The organism is Anaerofustis sp. LCP19S3_F7, assembly GCF_052119445.1.
In the GTDB taxonomy this organism is placed as follows: Bacteria; Bacillota; Clostridia; order Eubacteriales; family Anaerofustaceae; genus Anaerofustis; species Anaerofustis butyriciformans.
The window spans coordinates 42,173-60,377 of record NZ_JBQKFF010000007.1 but is presented as its reverse complement, the minus strand read 5'-3'; the positions used below and the strand labels follow the sequence as shown (position 1 = coordinate 60,377).

The 18,205-nt window shown below is 29.2% G+C and carries 19 protein-coding genes; 2 read left to right on the top strand and 17 right to left on the bottom strand.

The annotated features are described in order from the left end of the window. Positions 1 to 2 precede the first annotated feature (2 nt). The gene (locus tag ACTQYZ_RS07860) at positions 3 to 1,040 is read right to left on the bottom strand and encodes a DUF4430 domain-containing protein (protein ID WP_441416351.1); all 1,038 of its coding nucleotides are present in this window, start codon (positions 1,038 to 1,040) and stop codon (positions 3 to 5) included. Between the two features lie 122 nt (positions 1,041 to 1,162). Between ACTQYZ_RS07860 and ACTQYZ_RS07855 the strand changes: the two genes are divergently transcribed. Together ACTQYZ_RS07855 and ACTQYZ_RS07850 are read left to right on the top strand one after the other, a co-directional pair. Continuing rightward, positions 1,163 to 2,074: a ketopantoate reductase family protein gene (locus ACTQYZ_RS07855; protein ID WP_441416350.1), complete on the top strand. Its 912-nt coding sequence runs from the start codon at positions 1,163 to 1,165 to the stop codon at positions 2,072 to 2,074. Positions 2,075 to 2,171: 97 nt separating this feature from the next. Continuing rightward, positions 2,172 to 2,342: a hypothetical protein gene (locus ACTQYZ_RS07850; protein WP_441022363.1), complete on the top strand. Its 171-nt coding sequence runs from the start codon at positions 2,172 to 2,174 to the stop codon at positions 2,340 to 2,342. Between the two features lie 51 nt (positions 2,343 to 2,393). Here the strand turns inward: ACTQYZ_RS07850 and rpmB are convergent, their stop codons facing one another. The 16 genes from rpmB to ACTQYZ_RS07770 form a co-directional block, all read right to left on the bottom strand. After that, entirely contained in the window at positions 2,394 to 2,582 is a 189-nt protein-coding gene (gene rpmB / locus ACTQYZ_RS07845; protein ID WP_138268876.1) for a 50S ribosomal protein L28, read from the bottom strand. Between the two features lie 136 nt (positions 2,583 to 2,718). Beyond that, positions 2,719 to 3,351, bottom strand: a complete 633-nt coding sequence (locus ACTQYZ_RS07840; protein WP_441022365.1) for a thiamine diphosphokinase — start codon at positions 3,349 to 3,351, stop codon at positions 2,719 to 2,721. Further along, positions 3,351 to 4,229, bottom strand: coding sequence for a ribosome small subunit-dependent GTPase A (rsgA, locus tag ACTQYZ_RS07835; RefSeq protein WP_441022367.1), 879 nt, complete (start codon positions 4,227 to 4,229; stop codon positions 3,351 to 3,353). The genes ACTQYZ_RS07840 and rsgA overlap by 1 nt, the downstream gene beginning before the upstream one ends. A gap of 1 nt (position 4,230) precedes the next feature. Continuing rightward, the gene (pknB, locus tag ACTQYZ_RS07830) at positions 4,231 to 6,198 is read right to left on the bottom strand and encodes a Stk1 family PASTA domain-containing Ser/Thr kinase (RefSeq protein WP_441416349.1); all 1,968 of its coding nucleotides are present in this window, start codon (positions 6,196 to 6,198) and stop codon (positions 4,231 to 4,233) included. After that, positions 6,198 to 6,929: a Stp1/IreP family PP2C-type Ser/Thr phosphatase gene (locus tag ACTQYZ_RS07825; protein WP_441022371.1), complete on the bottom strand. Its 732-nt coding sequence runs from the start codon at positions 6,927 to 6,929 to the stop codon at positions 6,198 to 6,200. The genes pknB and ACTQYZ_RS07825 overlap by 1 nt, the downstream gene beginning before the upstream one ends. Then, positions 6,926 to 7,960 (bottom strand): 23S rRNA (adenine(2503)-C(2))-methyltransferase RlmN, encoded by a 1,035-nt coding sequence (rlmN, locus tag ACTQYZ_RS07820; protein ID WP_441416348.1) that lies wholly within the window; start codon positions 7,958 to 7,960, stop codon positions 6,926 to 6,928. The genes ACTQYZ_RS07825 and rlmN overlap by 4 nt, the downstream gene beginning before the upstream one ends. A 15-nt stretch (positions 7,961 to 7,975) precedes the next feature. Further along, on the bottom strand, positions 7,976 to 9,328 hold the full coding sequence (gene rsmB, locus ACTQYZ_RS07815) for a 16S rRNA (cytosine(967)-C(5))-methyltransferase RsmB (RefSeq protein WP_441416347.1): 1,353 nt from the start codon (positions 9,326 to 9,328) through the stop codon (positions 7,976 to 7,978). 26 nt (positions 9,329 to 9,354) lie between these two features. After that, positions 9,355 to 10,047, bottom strand: coding sequence for a zinc metallopeptidase (locus ACTQYZ_RS07810; RefSeq protein ID WP_441022377.1), 693 nt, complete (start codon positions 10,045 to 10,047; stop codon positions 9,355 to 9,357). Between the two features lie 20 nt (positions 10,048 to 10,067). Continuing rightward, on the bottom strand, positions 10,068 to 11,006 hold the full coding sequence (gene fmt / locus ACTQYZ_RS07805) for a methionyl-tRNA formyltransferase (protein ID WP_441416346.1): 939 nt from the start codon (positions 11,004 to 11,006) through the stop codon (positions 10,068 to 10,070). Continuing rightward, the gene (def, locus tag ACTQYZ_RS07800; RefSeq protein ID WP_441022381.1) at positions 11,006 to 11,515 is read right to left on the bottom strand and encodes a peptide deformylase; all 510 of its coding nucleotides are present in this window, start codon (positions 11,513 to 11,515) and stop codon (positions 11,006 to 11,008) included. Before def ends, fmt begins: the two co-directional genes overlap by 1 nt. A gap of 9 nt (positions 11,516 to 11,524) precedes the next feature. Further along, positions 11,525 to 13,954, bottom strand: coding sequence for a replication restart helicase PriA (gene priA / locus ACTQYZ_RS07795; RefSeq protein WP_441416345.1), 2,430 nt, complete (start codon positions 13,952 to 13,954; stop codon positions 11,525 to 11,527). Between the two features lie 18 nt (positions 13,955 to 13,972). Continuing rightward, a complete protein-coding gene (gene rpoZ / locus ACTQYZ_RS07790; protein WP_243112222.1) occupies positions 13,973 to 14,242 on the bottom strand; it encodes a DNA-directed RNA polymerase subunit omega in 270 nt (89 codons plus the stop codon). 69 nt (positions 14,243 to 14,311) lie between these two features. Continuing rightward, entirely contained in the window at positions 14,312 to 15,457 is a 1,146-nt protein-coding gene (locus tag ACTQYZ_RS07785) for an AI-2E family transporter (protein ID WP_441022386.1), read from the bottom strand. A 167-nt stretch (positions 15,458 to 15,624) separates the two neighbouring features. Next, positions 15,625 to 15,780, bottom strand: a complete 156-nt coding sequence (locus tag ACTQYZ_RS07780; RefSeq protein ID WP_441022388.1) for a FeoB-associated Cys-rich membrane protein — start codon at positions 15,778 to 15,780, stop codon at positions 15,625 to 15,627. Between the two features lie 19 nt (positions 15,781 to 15,799). Then, positions 15,800 to 17,794 carry a ferrous iron transport protein B gene (gene feoB, locus ACTQYZ_RS07775; protein WP_441022390.1) on the bottom strand — a complete coding sequence of 665 codons (1,995 nt, stop codon included), beginning with the start codon at positions 17,792 to 17,794 and terminating at the stop codon, positions 15,800 to 15,802. A gap of 81 nt (positions 17,795 to 17,875) precedes the next feature. Further along, positions 17,876 to 18,097 carry a FeoA family protein gene (locus ACTQYZ_RS07770; protein WP_441022392.1) on the bottom strand — a complete coding sequence of 74 codons (222 nt, stop codon included), beginning with the start codon at positions 18,095 to 18,097 and terminating at the stop codon, positions 17,876 to 17,878. Between the last annotated feature and the right edge of the window lie 108 nt (positions 18,098 to 18,205).

Below are 18,205 nucleotides of genomic sequence, written 5' to 3'. Positions count from 1 at the left end.
TTTTACCTTCCTTTAATATATTTCCAAACGACCTCATCACCGCTTTTTAGAATATAATCAGAACAACCATAATTAGGCTGCTTACCATTTACATAATAAACCCAACCTGAAGATGCCCCAAGGTCAAATTCATATAGATTATTTATTCCCTTTACATATGCCGTAGAATACTCACTATACCCGCTTGCATCAAAAGGAATTCCTGCTTTTTTTAACTCTCTAAAAAGAACTTCATAGAGATTTTCTCCTTCATAAAAAACAACCTTTTTAGGTCCAAATATATATCCGTTTGATGGAATATACTTTCTTTTTTCTTCTTTTATTGAATCAATATTTTCTACTGCTTCCTTACATTCAATGGTCAAATTAAAGTAATATGCTTTCTTATTTTGATTCTTTTCTTCTTCGCCTTTTTTCTGTGTTGCAGCAATAAGTTTTGTCTTTTCTTCGTCTGAAGAAGTTTTCACTTCAAGTTTATCATTTTTTGATTTTGAAATAATATCATCATCTACTCCACTTGCCAAAACATAAACGTAAGAAGTATTAGACACATCAAAAGAAACTTCATTTTTATTTGTAAATGTATCGCTCAGATAATAAATATTACCTTCTCTTATTTCAAATAAATAATAATTGCCTTCTTTTAAATTATAAAATACTAACTTAGGAGTTCCGTTTAATTTTATATTTTCACTGTATTCAAATGATACAATATTTTCACATCCCAAAGTTTCTTTTAAATTATTATTGTATTCATCAAAACTTTTTAAATTTAAGTCGCTGTTTTCATACCCTGTAATATCACTGCTTTCATATTCATAACAGTAAGAAGTATCCCCTATTGCTCCATTTATTTGAAGCGTTTTTTCTTTGCTTTTTGCTTCCTTTAATAAACTTACAATATTCGGATTATCACTTAAATTACATTTTATTTCTCCAAAGGAAATATCCATTGTAAAAAGCTTAAATACAACAAATAATACTAAAATACATATGGGTATAATGTATGGTAAATTCTTTTTAAAATTTCTTTTTTTCATATTTTCTCCGTCACTTTAAATTAATTTAATTATACCTGTGTTTTTATACCTTGTAAAGTTTTAATATATCTTAGACAAATCCATCTTTTATGATAAAATATAAAAGATAAGGAGTGAATTATATGCAAATAAAAAATGTATTTATAATAGGTGCAGGTGCTTTAGGGTTAATGTATGCATCATATTTACAAGATTATCTTAAAGATGAAGTATATTTTATCGCTGATGAAGACAGGGTAAAAAAATATAAGAATATGGATTATATTATTAATGGAGAAAAATATAATTTTAACTTTGTATGTGATAAAGAAAATGAGCAAAAAGCGGATCTTATAATATTCGCAGTTAAATTTACCGGAATGGATGAATCCATAAAATCCGTTAAAAATTTTGTTAAAGATGATACCATTTTCTTATCTGTAATGAATGGAATAGAAAGTGAAAATATTATAAAAGAACATTACGGAGAAAAACATCTTTTATACTGCGAAGTACACGGAATGGACGCTCAAAAAGAAAATAACAATGTTTCTTTTTCAAAAGTTGGAACAATATGCTATGGAAACAAGGACAATATAATAACAGAAGATGTAAAAAAAGTAAAGGAACTGTTTATAAATTCAAATCTTCCATACAAAATACCTGATAACATTTTACATAACCTTTGGAGCAAACTTATGTTAAACGATGCGGTAAACCAAGTAGTTGCAGTATATGAAACAACATACGGAGGAATTCAAAAACAAGGCAAACCAAGAAAAATGGTTATAAATGTTATGAAAGAAGTTCAAAAAGTCGCAAAAGCGGAAGGAATAGAACTTACAGATAAAGAAATAAATGATTGGATGGCTTTAATGGATACATTAAGCCCAGACAATGCACCATCCCTTCGTCAAGATACAAAAGCAAAAAGAAAAACAGAAGTCGAGCTTTTTGCTGGAACTATAAAAAAATTAGGTAAAAAACATAATATAGAAACACCTCTTAACGACTATCTATATGACAAAATAAAAGAAATAGAAAACAACTATTAAAAATTATAAGCCCTTACACCAGGGCTTTTTTTATTTAATTATTCACATATTTTTAAATCCTTTAATACTATATAGTATAAACAAAGGAGGAGTAAAAATGAATTGCCACAACGACAGATTAGTTATCGATTGTCTTCTTGCCTGTATCATATTTATTTTACTTATTTTAGTTTTCCCTAAATGGATTTGGTATGCATTAATAATTGCAGGTGTAATTTATTGTTTTTTCAATATGTTCAAAGATAATTTTCATAATATAGGAAGGTAATAAAAAAAGATAGTTAAAAACTATCTTTATTTATCGTATATTAAATTAAACTTACGCTCTTTCTACTTTACCTGAACGTAAACATCTTGTACAAACTTGTACATTTTTTGTTGTATTATCTTCTACGATTCTTACTTTTTTTAAGTTAGGTTTCCAAGTTCTTTTTGTATGAATGTTTGAGTGACTTACTTGGTTACCGCTTGTAATCTTTTTACCGCATACATAACATTCTTTAGGCATAACTTCTTCCTCCTATATCTAAAACATAATTTCTTACTTATTCACAGTACATAGTATTATATCAAAGATTTTAACTAAATGCAAACTTATTTGTATATTTTTTATACATTTTTATATATTTTTTTTATTTTATCCCTTATTTATCACTTGCAATAATACTAAGAAGCTCTCCTTCTTCAAATATAACTTCTGCATTATTACTTATTACCTTGTTACTTACTCCCAAAGGATCATATTTTTTCATAAGATATTTATCCAAAGGATAATAAAATCCATTTAAAGTTATTGTAACAGGTTTATCAAATGCAAAAAATGAAGCTGTACTTCCAACCATTTCTTTTATACTAAAACTTTTATTATGCAAACTAATCTTATTTTGTTCATTTATTAAAGTACATTTTATATTATTGTCAAGAGCTCTTTTTAATAATAAGACATTAGCATATGTATGATCAAATCTAGAACCAACCGATGCATATATTTTAACTTCTTTTGCTCCATTACTCATAGCATAATCAAGAGCAACAGCCGTATCGGTATCATCTTTTTCAACTGGAAGTTTTAAAATTTTATCTTTATATTTTTCTTTTAAATTAACATCTATACTATCAAGATCACCTATTAAAATATCGGCATCAACACCTATATTATTAAGATGATTTGCACCTTTATCTATTGCAACTATATAATCAGGTACAAACTTATCTATTTCATTTTTCAAAAAATTATAATCGCTGACTTCTCCGCCGCTGACCATTAAAAATTTCATTAATATTTATTTTCCTTTGATTTAATTTCTTCAAAAATTTGTTTATATGTATTATATCTTGTAATATTGATTTTTCCATCTTTAACTGCATCCTTAACGCCACACACAGGTTCGTTTATATGAACACAATTAGGAAATTTACAATCTATATATTCAATAAACTCATTATAATAATGATATAAATCTTCCTTTTTTACATCAAAAACTTCAAGAGATGAAAATCCGGGAGTATCCGCAACAAATGTATTTTCATTTTCCATGAAAAGTTCACTATGTCTTGTTGTATGTCTCCCTCTTTTTATTTTCCTGCTGACATGTGATGTTTCAAGTTTATAATTATCATATAAGGAATTAATCATAGAAGATTTACCTGCTCCCGATACTCCCATAAAAACAGTAGTTTTATTTTTAAGTATCGGTTTAATTTCCTCTATGCCTTCCTTTGTAATATTACTTGTAAATATTAAATTAAAACCTGAATTTTTATATATATTTTTTATTTCTTCTATTTCTTCTTTTGTACAAAGATCACATTTATTGAAGCAAATATATATATCAACATTTTCGTTATAAGCATTAATAAGCATTTTATCCAATAAAAAAAAGCTTATATCAGGTTGTTTCAATGCGCACACAATAATAATATTGTCTACATTTGAAATACTAGGTCTAATAAGTTCATTTTTTCTTTTTTCTATTTTTTCGATACTTCCATCTTCAGTATTTATTGCAGAAAACAAAACTTCATCTCCAACAACCGGAGTTATTTTTTGTTTTCTAAATACCCCTCTGGCTTTAAGTGTATATTCCTTATTATCGTTATAAGAGTAGACAGTATAAAAACTGCCTACTCCTTTTAAAATTTTTCCTTTTAGCATATTAGAAAGTAACTATTCCTCCATTACCTTTTTCGCTTCCGTTAATATATACTTTAAAATATCCAACTCCATATCCTTTAAAAGTTACCCTTATAATATCAGTATCTTTTACTGTTCCGCTGTAAGCTGTTGATGTATTTCCATCTGGATCTACATAAACAATATCAACCTTAACTTTTTTACCTGTACTATTACAGAATTCACCGATATCTATTGCCATTGTTTTAGTTTGAATTAAACCTTTACTTACAACAAGATCAACACTTGAACCTTTTGTTACTTCTTCATATTGACTTGGTGAAGAACTGATTACTACATCTTTTCCATATTTTCCACTTGTATCATATTCTATATCCCCAACAACTAAACCAAGAGATGTGATTTTACTTTTAGCTTCACTTAAAGATAAACCACTTAAATCTTCCATTGTAACTTTACTTACACCTTTACTAACATAAATAGTAACGGTTTCGCCTTGCTTTATGCTTTCTTTTGCAGCTGGTTCTTGTTTATAAACTTCACCTTTTTCAACATCATCATTATATTTACTTACAACTTTGACTTCAAGTTCAAGGGCAGTAATGGCAGCTTCTGCTTCTTCTTGCTGCATACCTACAACATTAGGAATTTCAACATCTTTTGGTCCACTTGAAACTACAATAGTAACTTTTTGATAAGATTTTATTACAGTATTTGCAGTAGGAGACTGAGAAATAACCATACCAGCTTCAACTTCCGTAGAACTTTGCATTTTTGGAGTATCTACTTTTAACCCTGCTTTTTCAAGGGTTGCAATAGCCTGAGCTTGTGTCATATTTACAACACTAGGAACTGTAATTTCCTTTGCGAAAATCCTAGTCCCTGCAAATACTATACCAGCAATAAGCATAACAGCTAAAACTCCTGTAAGAATTTTCATTTTTAAAGGAAGTTTTTTAAACCAATTTGCTTTTCCTTCTTTATCCTTTTTCTTTTTCTTATCTTTTTTATCTTTTTCTACTTCATCTTCTCTTAATTTATCATAGTCATCAGTATTTTCAAGAGGAACCCTTTTAGGAACTTGCTCTATTTCTTCATCTCTAATAATAGGAATTCTTTCTGTAGGAGATGTATCATCCATACCTATTCTGTTTATGTGAGCATTGAAATCACTTCTTACCTTTTTCAAATCTTCTATAAGACTTGCTGCATCTTGATATCTATCATTTGGAGATTTAGCAGTAAGGTTTTGAATAATAACCTCAAGACCTTTTGGAGCGTCAGGATCTATATCTCTAAGTGGAACAATATCTTCTTGGATTTGCATTAAAGCAACAGCAACAGGAGAATCAGAATCAAAAGGTAATTTACCCGTTACCATTTCATATAATAAAATTCCAAGAGAATATAAGTCTGATCTTGCATCAAGATATCCTCCTCTTGCCTGTTCAGGAGAAAGATAATGAACACTTCCCATTGTTTCATCTACCATTGTCATTGTAGATGATGTTATGGCACGTGCTATACCAAAATCAGCAACCTTTGGAAGTCTTTTTGCTCTGGTTAGTAAAATATTTTGAGGTTTAACATCTCTATGAATGATGTTATTTTTATGTGCCTGGCTAAGTGCTGATGCAATAGCCAATGCGTAGTTGATACTTTCTCTATAACTAAGTTTTCCTTTTGCGTTAATATAGTCTTTTAAAGTACCCCCATCCACATATTCCATAACAATATAATAAATATTATTATCAATACCTGTATCGTAAATATTTACGATATGAGGATGAGATAATTTTCCTGCAGCCTGAGCTTCTCTTTTAAATTTATTAAGGAATTGTTCGTTATCCGTAAATTCCTCTTGAAGAACCTTTATGGCTACATCTCTGTTTAAAACTTTATCAAAGCCTAAGTAAACCTTAGCCATTCCCCCTTGTCCGACAAATTGAACTATTTCATATCTGTCGTTTAAAACTCTTCCGATCATCATTATTCTAATCCTCCGTCAAACAATACTACAGTTATATTGTCACTTCCGCCATTTTCATTTGCTTTATCTATAAGCAAATGTTTTGCTGTATCTAAATCATTATTATTTACTATTTCTTTTATTTCTTCATTTTCAACATGTTCACTTAGTCCGTCGGAACAAATAAGAATAATATCACCTTTTTTTACTTTTTCAATATAAGTATCAATAAAAAATTCTTCTTGTGTACCAAGAGCATTTGTAATTATATTTCTATTTGGATGATGTTCTGCTTCTTCTTTTGTTATTTCCCCACTTGCAACCATATGTGAAACCAAAGAATGATCAACCGTAATTTGTTTTATTTCATCTTTGTTTATTTTATAGCATCTTGAATCTCCTATATGAACTATAAAACATTCTCCCTCATGATATATACATAAAGTAAGGGTAGTTCCCATTCCTGCAGCCTCTTTGTTTTCATTCGCAAAATCTAAGATTCTTTTATTTGCATATTCAATAATGCCCTTTACTTCCTTCTTCATTTCTTCATAAAATTTATTGGATATATTAAAATACTCCCTTAAAATATCCATGCAAAGAGCACTTGCAAGTTCTCCGGCATTATGTCCGCCAAGACCGTCAGCAACACCAAATGCAATTATTTCTTTTTCTTTATTTTCAAGCATTAAGAAACTGTCTTGATTAATTTCTCTAAGCATACCTACATCGCTGGTTCCAACTAATTTCATCTTTGTACCTCTTTATTTAAGTATCTGCTTCTAAGCTGTCCGCAAGCAGCATTTATACTACTTCCAAGTCTTCTTCTAAGCGTAACGTTTATTCCTTTTTTTCTAAGTTTATTTACAAATACATGAATGTATTTATCATCTACCTTTTTTTGAGAATTATCATTTACTCCGATTACGTTTATAAGTCCATCAGTATCTTTAAATAATTCATAAAGTTTTTCAATACATTCTATTGTATCATTTTTACCCTCTATTAGGCAATATTCATATGTTATTCTTCTTCCCGTTTTAAATCTATAATAGAATGTTGCCTGTAAAACATCATCTATGTTATTTGCTCTTTCCACAGGCATCATACTCTCTCTCATTTCATGAAAAGGAGCATGAAGAGATAAGGCAAGATTAATATCTAACCCACTATCTGCTAAAAGATAAATTTTATCTTTTAAACCACAAGTAGATAACGTAATACTCCTTTTTGACATGTTAAGTGTATCTTTATCCATTACAAGTTTTAAAAAACCAATAACCTCATCATAATTATCGAGAGGTTCTCCGCTTCCCATCAAAACAATATTTGATACCTTTATATCTTCAATCTCGTTTACAAGATAAATTTCATTTAAAATCTCACCTTTTGTAAGATTCCTAAGTAATCCGCATTTACCTGACTCACAAAAAACACATCCCATTCTGCAACCTGCCTGAGTGGAAACACAAAGAGTTGAACCTGCCTCATAAGTTAAAAGTACACTTTCAATTAAAATATCATCTTCGGTTTTTAATAAAAATTTTGTCGTATTACTTCCTTTTTCAACAAATTTCTTTTCAAGTTGTAAATGAGAAATATAATATTTACTTTTTAACTTATCTCTTAAACTTAAGGATAAATTTGTCATTTCATCGATATTTTTCACATAAGAAGAATAAAGCCATTTAAAAATTTGTTTAGCCCTAAATTTGGGTTCCTTAAATTCATCTATGACTATCTTTTCTAAGTCTTCTAACGTTAGTCCAAATAAATTTTCCATCATATCCTCAAACATCTATATTCTTTTTATTTTTGAAATAAAGAAACTATCTGTATTATTTTCATCTCCTCGTACGTTTAATATTCCTTTTTCTGCCATTTCCTTATCATATTCAAACTCAAAAGGCAGATTTATTGAATCTAAAACCAAGTTTTTATTTTCCGATAAAACTTTATTTAATATATCTTCATTTTCTTCTTTATTTATAGTACAAGTCGAATAAACTAAAATCCCGTCTTTTTTCAAATATTTTACCGCATTTGATAAAATTGAATATTGTATATTTTTTAATTCATCTATTTTTTCATTTGAATAATATTTTAAAATTTCCGGTTTTCTTCTAATTACCCCAAGACCTGAACATGGCACATCACAGATTATTCTATCAAAACCATCAACATAATCTTCACAGAATTTTGTTCCGTCTTGTTTTCTTACTTTTATTATGTCTATACCAAGCTGTTTTGCTCTAAAATCCATTATTTCAAGTTTCTTTTTATATATATCACAAGATATAATACTTCCTTTATTGTTCATTTTTTCTGCCGTATGCATACTTTTACCGCCAGGAGCAGAACACATATCAAGAACACTCATACCTTCTTTTGCATCTAGTGCATATGAAACAAGCATTCCTGCACTATCTTGAATAGAAAAAAGTCCTTTTCTATATTCTTCCGTCAATGTCACATTAAGAGAAGATGTAATTTCAACCCCTTCAGGAACAAAAGATTTTCTTGTTTCAAAACCTTTCATATTAAATCTTTCAATAAGTTCGTCTCTTGTTGTTTTTAAATTATTTACTCTAAGAGATAAACTTGGAGGTAACATAGAAAATTTTGCATATTCAAGAAGTTCTTCTTTATTATATGACAATAAGAGCTTTTCAACCAAAGCTCTTTTAAATCCATATTCATAATTCATTATATCATAATAATCACTAAAAGTTATTTCTTTTAATTCATATTTTTTCCTTAAAGCATTTCTCAAAACCCCGTTTACAAACCCAGAAGCTTTTTTCCCTACGAACATTTTAACTAAATTAACGCTATCATTTACAAGTGCATATTCCGGGATTTTATCAAGGTATACTATTTGATATAAACCTATATAAATGCTTATTTTAACTCTTTCATCAAGTTCATTTACGGGCATTTTTGAAAGCTTTGACAAAATATATTCAAGTTTGTTAAATTTCTTTATTACTCCATGAACTATATTTGTGCAAAGTCTCCTGTCAGCTTCAATATTTATTGCTCTTAAATGCTTTGTAAGAGAAATATTACTAAATGCACCCGTTAAAAATACTTCATTTAATACTTTATACGCACTCACCCTTGAAGGTGAGATTTTAATGTTCTTCGCCATAAATTTTTATTTCCTTTATTTTATTTTTATCTGTTATCACCAAAAATTAAAACTAATCTAAGAAGTTGTAAAACTGCAGATAACGCAGCAGCTACATAAGTAAGAGCAGCAGCACTTAAAACGTTTTTTGCAGCCTTAGCTTCTCCACCATATACCATTCCTGTTTGAGATAATATTTTTACAGCTCTGTTACTTGCATCAAATTCAACCGGTAATGTAATTAGTTGGAATGCAACAGTTGCTGCAAACAAAGCTATACCAAATGGAACAAGAAATGAGAATGAACTAAGTACTATTCCAAGTACAATAAATATCCATGAAGCATATGAAGCTATATTAACAACAGGAAATATAGCATTTCTAATACTTAAAGGTGCATACTCTTGTTGATGTTGAATTGCATGACCACATTCATGAGCAGCAACACTTATTGCTGATATTGTATCTGCATCATATACACTATCAGATAATCTTAAAACCTTTTTACCAGGATCATAATGGTCAGTTAAACTTCCTGAAACTCTTTCAATAGGAATATAACTTAAACCATTCATATCAAGAATTCTTCTTGCACAGTCATATCCTGTAAGTCCACTGCTATTACGAACTTTTGCATATTTGCTAAAAGTTGAATTTACTTTTATGCTCGCATAAAGTGAAAGAATAATAGCAGGAAGTAAAATTATAAAATATCCTCCATAATAATAACTATAAAACATATATTTATCTCCTTTTTATTTTATTCAAAAATCTTGCCTATGATATCTCTGTTGCCGTTATAAAAACTTGCTGCATCCATTTTCTTTTTACCTTGCATTTTAAGTTCTTTAATACCGACAATACCATCTTTTGCAGCAACCAAAATCGCTTTATCCTTTTTACTATATGAGAGAATTGTACCACATTTTTCGTTTATTTCTTCTTTTTTAATGATACTTTCATATATTTTAATGTTTTTCTCATCTAAGTTTACATATGAAAGAGGGAAAGGATTTAATCCTCTTATCATATTATATATATCTTCTACATTATTATCAAAATTTATGTGACAATCTTCTTTTAAAATTTTATTTGCATAACTAGATTTACTGTCATCTTGTTTTTCAGGATTAATTTCGCCTTTTTCTATTTTATCCAAAGCTTCAACTATAAGTTCACTTCCAAGCAAAGCTACTTTATCATGTAAAATTCCTACATTCATTTTATCATCAATTTCTATTTCACCTTTTAAAAGCATATCTCCTGTATCAAGACCTTCATCCATTTGCATAATTGTAACACCTGTTACTTTATCCCCTTGCATAATTGCTCTATGAAGAGGAGCTGCTCCTCTTAAATGAGGAAGTAGGGATGCATGAATATTTATTGCTCCATATTTTGCTAGTGTAAGTATGTTTTTCTTTACAATTTGTCCATAAGCACAAACAACAATAACATCAGGATTAAATGATTTTATATACTCATAATTTTCTTCATCACTTACTCTCTGAGGTTGAAATACTTCTATATTGTTATCAATAGCACATTGTTTAACAGGAGAAAATATAACCTTATTTCCTCTTCTTGAATTTTTCTTATCAGGTTGTGTAACTGTAAGTAATACTTCATGATTACTTTCAATAAGTTTTTCCAAAGGTTTAACAGCAACCTCAGGAGTTCCCATATATACTACTCTCATTATTCTTCGTCCTCTTGCTCAATTTTTCTTTGTCTTATAATTTCTTTCATTTGTTCTTCATTTGGTTCAACAAGATGATCTGTATATAATATTCCATCTAAATGCTCAAGTTCATGACAAATTGCTTTAGAGAAAAATCTTTCTTTACTTTCAATAATTTGTTCTTTTCCGTCTCTATCTAAAGCTTTAACGGTAACTTCTTCTGGTCTAAATACAAAACCTTGTTCTCCCGGAACACTTAGACATCCTTCAACTTCAAGGTATTCTTTTTCGCTTTTATCTATAATTTCAGGATTTATAAGTATAACAGGACCATCCCCAATATCTATAACTACAACTCTTCTAAGAACCCCTACTTGAACAGCAGCAAGACCAACACCTTCTGCATCATACATTGTTTCAAGCATATCATCTATAAGTTCAAGAGTTCTTGGCGTAATTTTTTTTACTTCTTTACTTTTCTTTCTTAAAATTTCATCTTCTTTTGTTCTTATTGTTCTAAGTGCCATATATTCCTCCTATAACAAAGTAACAGGATTTATCTCAGCAAATATTGTTGAAGATATTTCCTTATTTACTTCACTAAAAATTTTTCTAATATCTTTTTTTATTTCATCATCTACATTATACCTTAAAAGTATATGCATAATATATTTATTTTTTAATTTATGTATAAAAGCTTCCATAGGCTGATAAAGCTTTACGTCTTCTCTTTGTTTTTCTTTTAAAAGTTCTTTTATTTTATTATATACGAAATTTATATCTTCATTACTTTTTGCTTCCGACTCATTTGCAATGAATATTCCTAGAATTTCAGAAAAAGGAGGGTAATTCATCTTTTTTCTATAATCAATATCATATGCATAGAATTTTTTATAATCGTGCATTGAAGAATATACCAATGTTTTATTCTTAGGAGAATAAGTCTGCATTACTACGCTTCCCTCTTTACTTGCTCTTCCTGCTCTTCCTGAGGCTTGAGTGCAAAGCTGAAATGTCCTTTGAGGTGAATTTATATCAGGGAAATTAAGTGCGGTATCTGCAAGAAGTATACCAACCAAAGTCACATTTGCAAAATCATGACCTTTAACAACCATTTGCGTTCCTATCAATATATCCGCCTTATTATTTCTAAAATCAGAAAGTATTTTTTCCATGCTTCCTGCTTTTCTGGTTGTATCAAAATCCATTCTTAAAATTTTTGCATCCGGAAACATATTTCTTACATTAGACTCTATTTTTTGTGTTCCTGTCCCCGCTCTTTTTATTTTATCACTTCCACATTCAGGGCAAATATTTGGAGAACTTTTTTCATATCCACAATAATGACATTTTAAAGAATTTGTATTTGCATGATAGGTAAGTGACACATCACAGTTTGGACACTGCTCTATGTACCCGCATTTTCTACAAAATACATATGTAGAAAATCCACGTCTATTCATAAAAAGAATACTTTGTTCTCCTTTTTTCAATCTTAATTCTATTTCCTTTTTCAACAAACGGCTGATTGGAGATCTATTTCCGTTTCTCATTTCATCAGTCATATCTACAATATGAACTTTAGGAAAATCTTTTCCGTTAGCTCTTTTCTTCATCTCAAGAAGTCTATATTCTCCTCTAAAAGCCTTATAGTAACTTTCTATGCTTGGAGTAGCACTTCCAAGAACAAGTTTTGCACCTGTTTTATCAGAAATAAAATTTGCAAGATCTATTGTATCGTATCTTGGAGTTTGAGATGACTTATAAGTATTTTCATGTTCTTCATCGATAACCATAAGACCAAGATCTTTAAAAGGCATAAACAACGCACTTCTTGCCCCTAAAACAATTTTTGCTTTCCCGCTTCGTACCCTGTCCCACTCTTTAATCCTTTTTGACATTGAAAGTTTTGAATGCATAATTGCAACTTCACCATTAAATCTATAATATATATTTCTCATCATTTGAGGTGTAAGGGCAATTTCAGGAACAAGAAACAAACACTGTTTCCCTTTATTTATCTGATCTTTAAACATTTTTATATATACTTCTGTCTTACCGCTTCCTGTAACTCCATGGAGAAGAAATTTATTTGTATTTTTTTCATTAAAATATGAATCTAATACTCCTTGTTGTTCTTCATTTAAAATAACATCTTTATGTTCTTCTTTTAGACTTAAATCAAATTCATCATCTTTATCTATAAAATAAGTACTAACTAATTCCATTTCAGATAATTTTGTTATAATGCTTCTGTTTGCACCTGTAAGTTTAGTTAACTTCTCATAATAAAGCTCTCCTTTTTCAAGAGCTTTTATTACACTAATTTGCTTTATGGCGTTTGCTCTTATTTTTTTCAAATAATCTTCAATATTTTCAAATTTTCCGCTTAAAGAAACAACTTCCTGCTTCTTTTCTTCTTGAATATAATATGATACTTGTTTTGAAATAATATCCTTTTTAACTAAATATGATATTTCTTCTTTTAATTCACTTTTGGATAAATTAAGTTTTGACTTTAAATAATCGAAACTTGCAAGAGAGTTTCTCTTTTTTATTAAATCTATAATTAACCCATATTTTTCATCTATTTGTTTATCATTTTCAACTAATGAATAAGTTTCTTTTCTTTTCACTTGTTCCAACGAAGGCAGAACACATCTTAATGCATCAATATAGGTACAAAAATAATTGTCCCTCATATATTTAATCAAATCAATTAAATACTGATGAACAATTACTTCTTCGTCCAAAACTTCTACTATGTCTTTTATTTTGTTTTCTTCATATTCACTATTTTCATTTATACCTATAACCAAAGCAGGAATTAAATTCTTACCTCTACCAAAATAGACAAGAACCCTCTTGCCTATTTCAATATCTTTTATTAAATTATCTGGTATTTTATAATCGTATATTTTATCTCCTACCACACCTAAGGTATCAATCAAAACATTTGCTATCATAAGTTAGTCCTGTATTAATTATAAAGAATTGTTTAACATTTCGTTTAAATCAACACTCTTGTGTACTCTATATTTTCTATCTCCTTCTTCAATTAAATAGTATCCAATCTTATCTTCATATACTTCTTCAACTGCTGTTGTAATAAGATTTACAAAATGTTCGTCAACAAGTTGTTCATCTCCTTCATAAAGCTCTCTTGCTCTTTTTGCAACAAGCATTGCAAGAACATATTTATTATCTACTTTATCTAAAAGTTCATTTATAGGGGGATTTATCATTGTAAACATATCGTGCATCTCCTTTATCTTTTCTAAAATATTATTTTATATCTTTTAACCTGTATTTGTCAAGGTTTACTATACTTTTGTAATATTCTTTTTCTTTAAATTTTTATATGCTTTTTCCTTAATTAACGTATATATTACTGCAAATGTAGGAACTCCTAAAATCATTCCAACAAGCCCAAACAAACCTCCACCTACAATAATTGAAAAAGTTACAAATAACGCTCCAAGACCAACTGAGCTTCCTACAACATTAGGATAAATAATATTTGCATCGACTTGCTGCAATATAACAACAAATATTATAAATATAATTGCATACATAGGTTTTACCATAAATAAAATAAACACACTTGGAATCGAACCTATCCAAGGTCCAAAATATGGAATTATATTGGTAAACCCAACTATAGTACCGATTAATAAAGCATAAGGAACCTTTAATACAGCAAGTCCTATTGAACATAAAACTCCAATTATAATTGCATCTATAATTTGTCCTCCTATAAAATCGGAAAAAGTTTTAGATGTAAGTTCTGTAACACGTAATACTCTATTTGCATTTTTTTCACTTAAAAAGGCTCTCACAATAACTCTATATTGATATTTCAAATGATCTTTATCAAATAATAAATATATAGATACTATAACAGCAATAACAATATTTATAACGTTAGATGCAAAATTTGAAATAAAAGAAACAATTGCCGGTACAGCATTTGAAAGAACTGTTTTCATAGTTGAAGCAATCGAAGCACTTGTTTTCTCAATAGTATTTAGCATCGCTTCATTTATTATCACTTTATCTACCATATTATCAATTGTATTAAATAATTCTTTTGAATATTGAGGAATATAATTTATAAGCCCTGAAATACTTTTTACAAGCTGTGGAAGAACAAAAGAAAATATTAAAACTAAAAATATGATAACCAATAAATACACCAATAATATTGCAATTCCGGCTCTAAGCCCCAGTCTTTCTTTTTTCTTCTTTTTATCCTCTAACTTTCCAAGAATTCTATCCCTAAAGAATACGAAAGGTTTATTTAGTATAAAAGCTAAAGCAAACCCTATTATAAAAGGAGATAAAATACCTAAAGTTGTGCTTAACACACCTAACACACTGCTAAAATTTGTTACAAAATAATAAAACAGTATTGCATAAGTTATTAACAATATAATTTTCTTACATTCGTTTTTTCCTAAATTATACATTTAAAACCTCTTTTTCTTTATTAACTAATACTAATATATATATATTTAAAAGTCAACAAAGGTACACATACTATTATTCCTATTTATATATATTTACATACAAAATATATAAATTAATTAATAGACACAAAAAAGGAACGAATTTTTCGTTCCTTTTATAAATTTTCTTATTCATGATTATGACAAGAACATTTTTTACTTTGACATGAACCTGCCGAAGGACAACCAATACATCTTGTCCCCTTTTTCTTCTCTTTGATAATATATGTACATGCTAAACCTATTATTAATAAGATGACAGCCGTAACAATAATATTTATCATAACTATATCTCCATATTCATTAATTTAATTTGTATACTTCTTGCATTTTAATATTTGTTCTTTTAATTAATGTAGCAATAATAGCTACAATTGCTACTACTATAATTAATCCAGGAATAAAACCTGCGCCTAATGAACCTGTTGTAAACAATGTTCCTAATTGATATACCAAGAAAGCAATTGTATATCCTGTTGCAAACTGTAGTCCGATACCACCCCATAGCCATTTTTTATCTTGCATTTCAGAATTCATAGCACCAATAGCTGCAAAACATGGAGGAGTAAATAAGTTAAACATTAAATACGCTAGAGCTGCTACCTTTGTAAGCCCCATTGCCAATGCAACTTCGTTTGCACCTGATACTAAAGCTAGTTCATCAGTATCAATAAAGCTTGTAAGACCATATACAACAGCTAATGTTCCAACAACATTTTCTTTTGCAATGAATCCAGTTATTGCCGCTGCTGCAAGTTGCCATACACCGAAACCTAAAGGAATTAATAATATTGCAAATGGCGATGCAATCGTAGCAAGTATTGATGTACTTTCCATTCCTTCAGGAACAACTTGTAAACTCCAGTTGAATGTTTGCATAAGTTGAACAGCTGCATTACATACTAAAATTATTGTTCCCGCTTTTATAATATATGCTTTACCTCTTGATAACATAGATAGTACTGCTCTTTTTAAACTTGGCACTTTATATTCAGGAAGTTCAACAATAAAGAATGATTTTCTATATTTATGTCCTGTGATTTTTAAAACCAACAAAGCTCCAAGGAAAACAAATAAAATACCTACAAAATACATTAAAGTCCCTACCCAAGAAGCATCTGCAAAGAATACTCCTGCAAACAAAGCAATTACAGGAAGTTTAGCACCACAAGGCATAAAAGGTGTTAACATTGCTGTGGCTCTACGTTCTCTTTCGTTACGAATTGTACGACAAGCCATAATACCAGGAATTGCACATCCTGTACCGATAACCATAGGAATTATAGAACGCCCAGAAAGCCCTACTCTTTTAAATATAGGATCCATAACAACGCTTACTCTGGCCATATATCCACAGTCTTCCAGTAATGCAATTAAGAAATACATTACCATTACAAGAGGAAGGAATCCTACAACAGCACCAACACCATCTATAATACCATTAAGCAATAAAGATTGAATAAAAGGAGATGCACCTTCCACCAATGTTTCAACATAACCTTTGAAAGCTTCAATCCAACCTACTAATATATTAGCCAATAATGGACCTAATTTTGCTTGTGAAATATCAAATACTAAATACATTACAACGGCAAAGATCGGAATACCAAGCCATTTATTCGTTAATATATCATCTATTTTATCTTGATTATTTTTTTCTTTTGTCAGTACAGTACGAGTTTCAACGGCTTTAACAATATCATTTACAAAAGCAAAACGTTTTTTATCTGCTGTTTCAACTTCACTTTTACTATGTAAATCAATATCTCCTTGATGATAAGGTGCAACTTGACTTATACCTTTTAAAGAAACTGCTTTTTCAACAACATCATTTAATCCATTATCATTTTTCATAATAGATACTGTTTCTACTACAGGACAACCTAACTTTTCAGATAATAAAGAAGTATCTATCTTTGTTTTTTTCTTTTCATTTAAATCGCTTTTATTTAGTGCTACAACCATAGGGATACCAAGTTCCAAAAGCTGAGTAGTAAAAAATAAACTACGACTTAAATTTGTTGCATCTACAATGTTAATAATAACATCAGGATTTTCATTTTTTACATAACTACTTGTTATGCTTTCTTCTGATGTAAATGGTGACATTGAATATGCACCAGGAAGGTCGACTATAACAACTTCTTCTGATCCTGAATAGAAATTCTTTTTGATAGAGCTTATTTTTTTATCTACGGTAACACCGGCCCAGTTACCAACTCTTTCATTCTTTCCGGTTAACGCATTATACATTGTTGTTTTCCCACTGTTGGGATTTCCGGCTAACGCAATTCTCATTTTTATTCCTCTCTTTAATTTATTATTTATTGTTAGCAAAAGCTAACCTTATATTAAAAAATAATGCGGATATACCGCTTATTATTTATTATATATAATTATCAAATCTGCCAAGTCCTTATCAATGTTGTAACGCCCATCTTTTATAGAAACAACACTCCCGCCTTTTCTTCTGGAAACTACTGTTATAGGTTCATCACTATAACAACCTAAAGAAAAAAGAAAGCTATTTAATTCATCATCATCACTATTTATATCTTTTACAATATATTCTTCTCCTACAATAGCTTCATTTAAATTCATAATAATTCTCTCTTTCTTTGTTTTTACGGAAGTAACCAGTTAGCATAAACTAACTTAATAGTTATATTATATTATTTTCATAATTTTGTCAATTATTTTATGTAATTT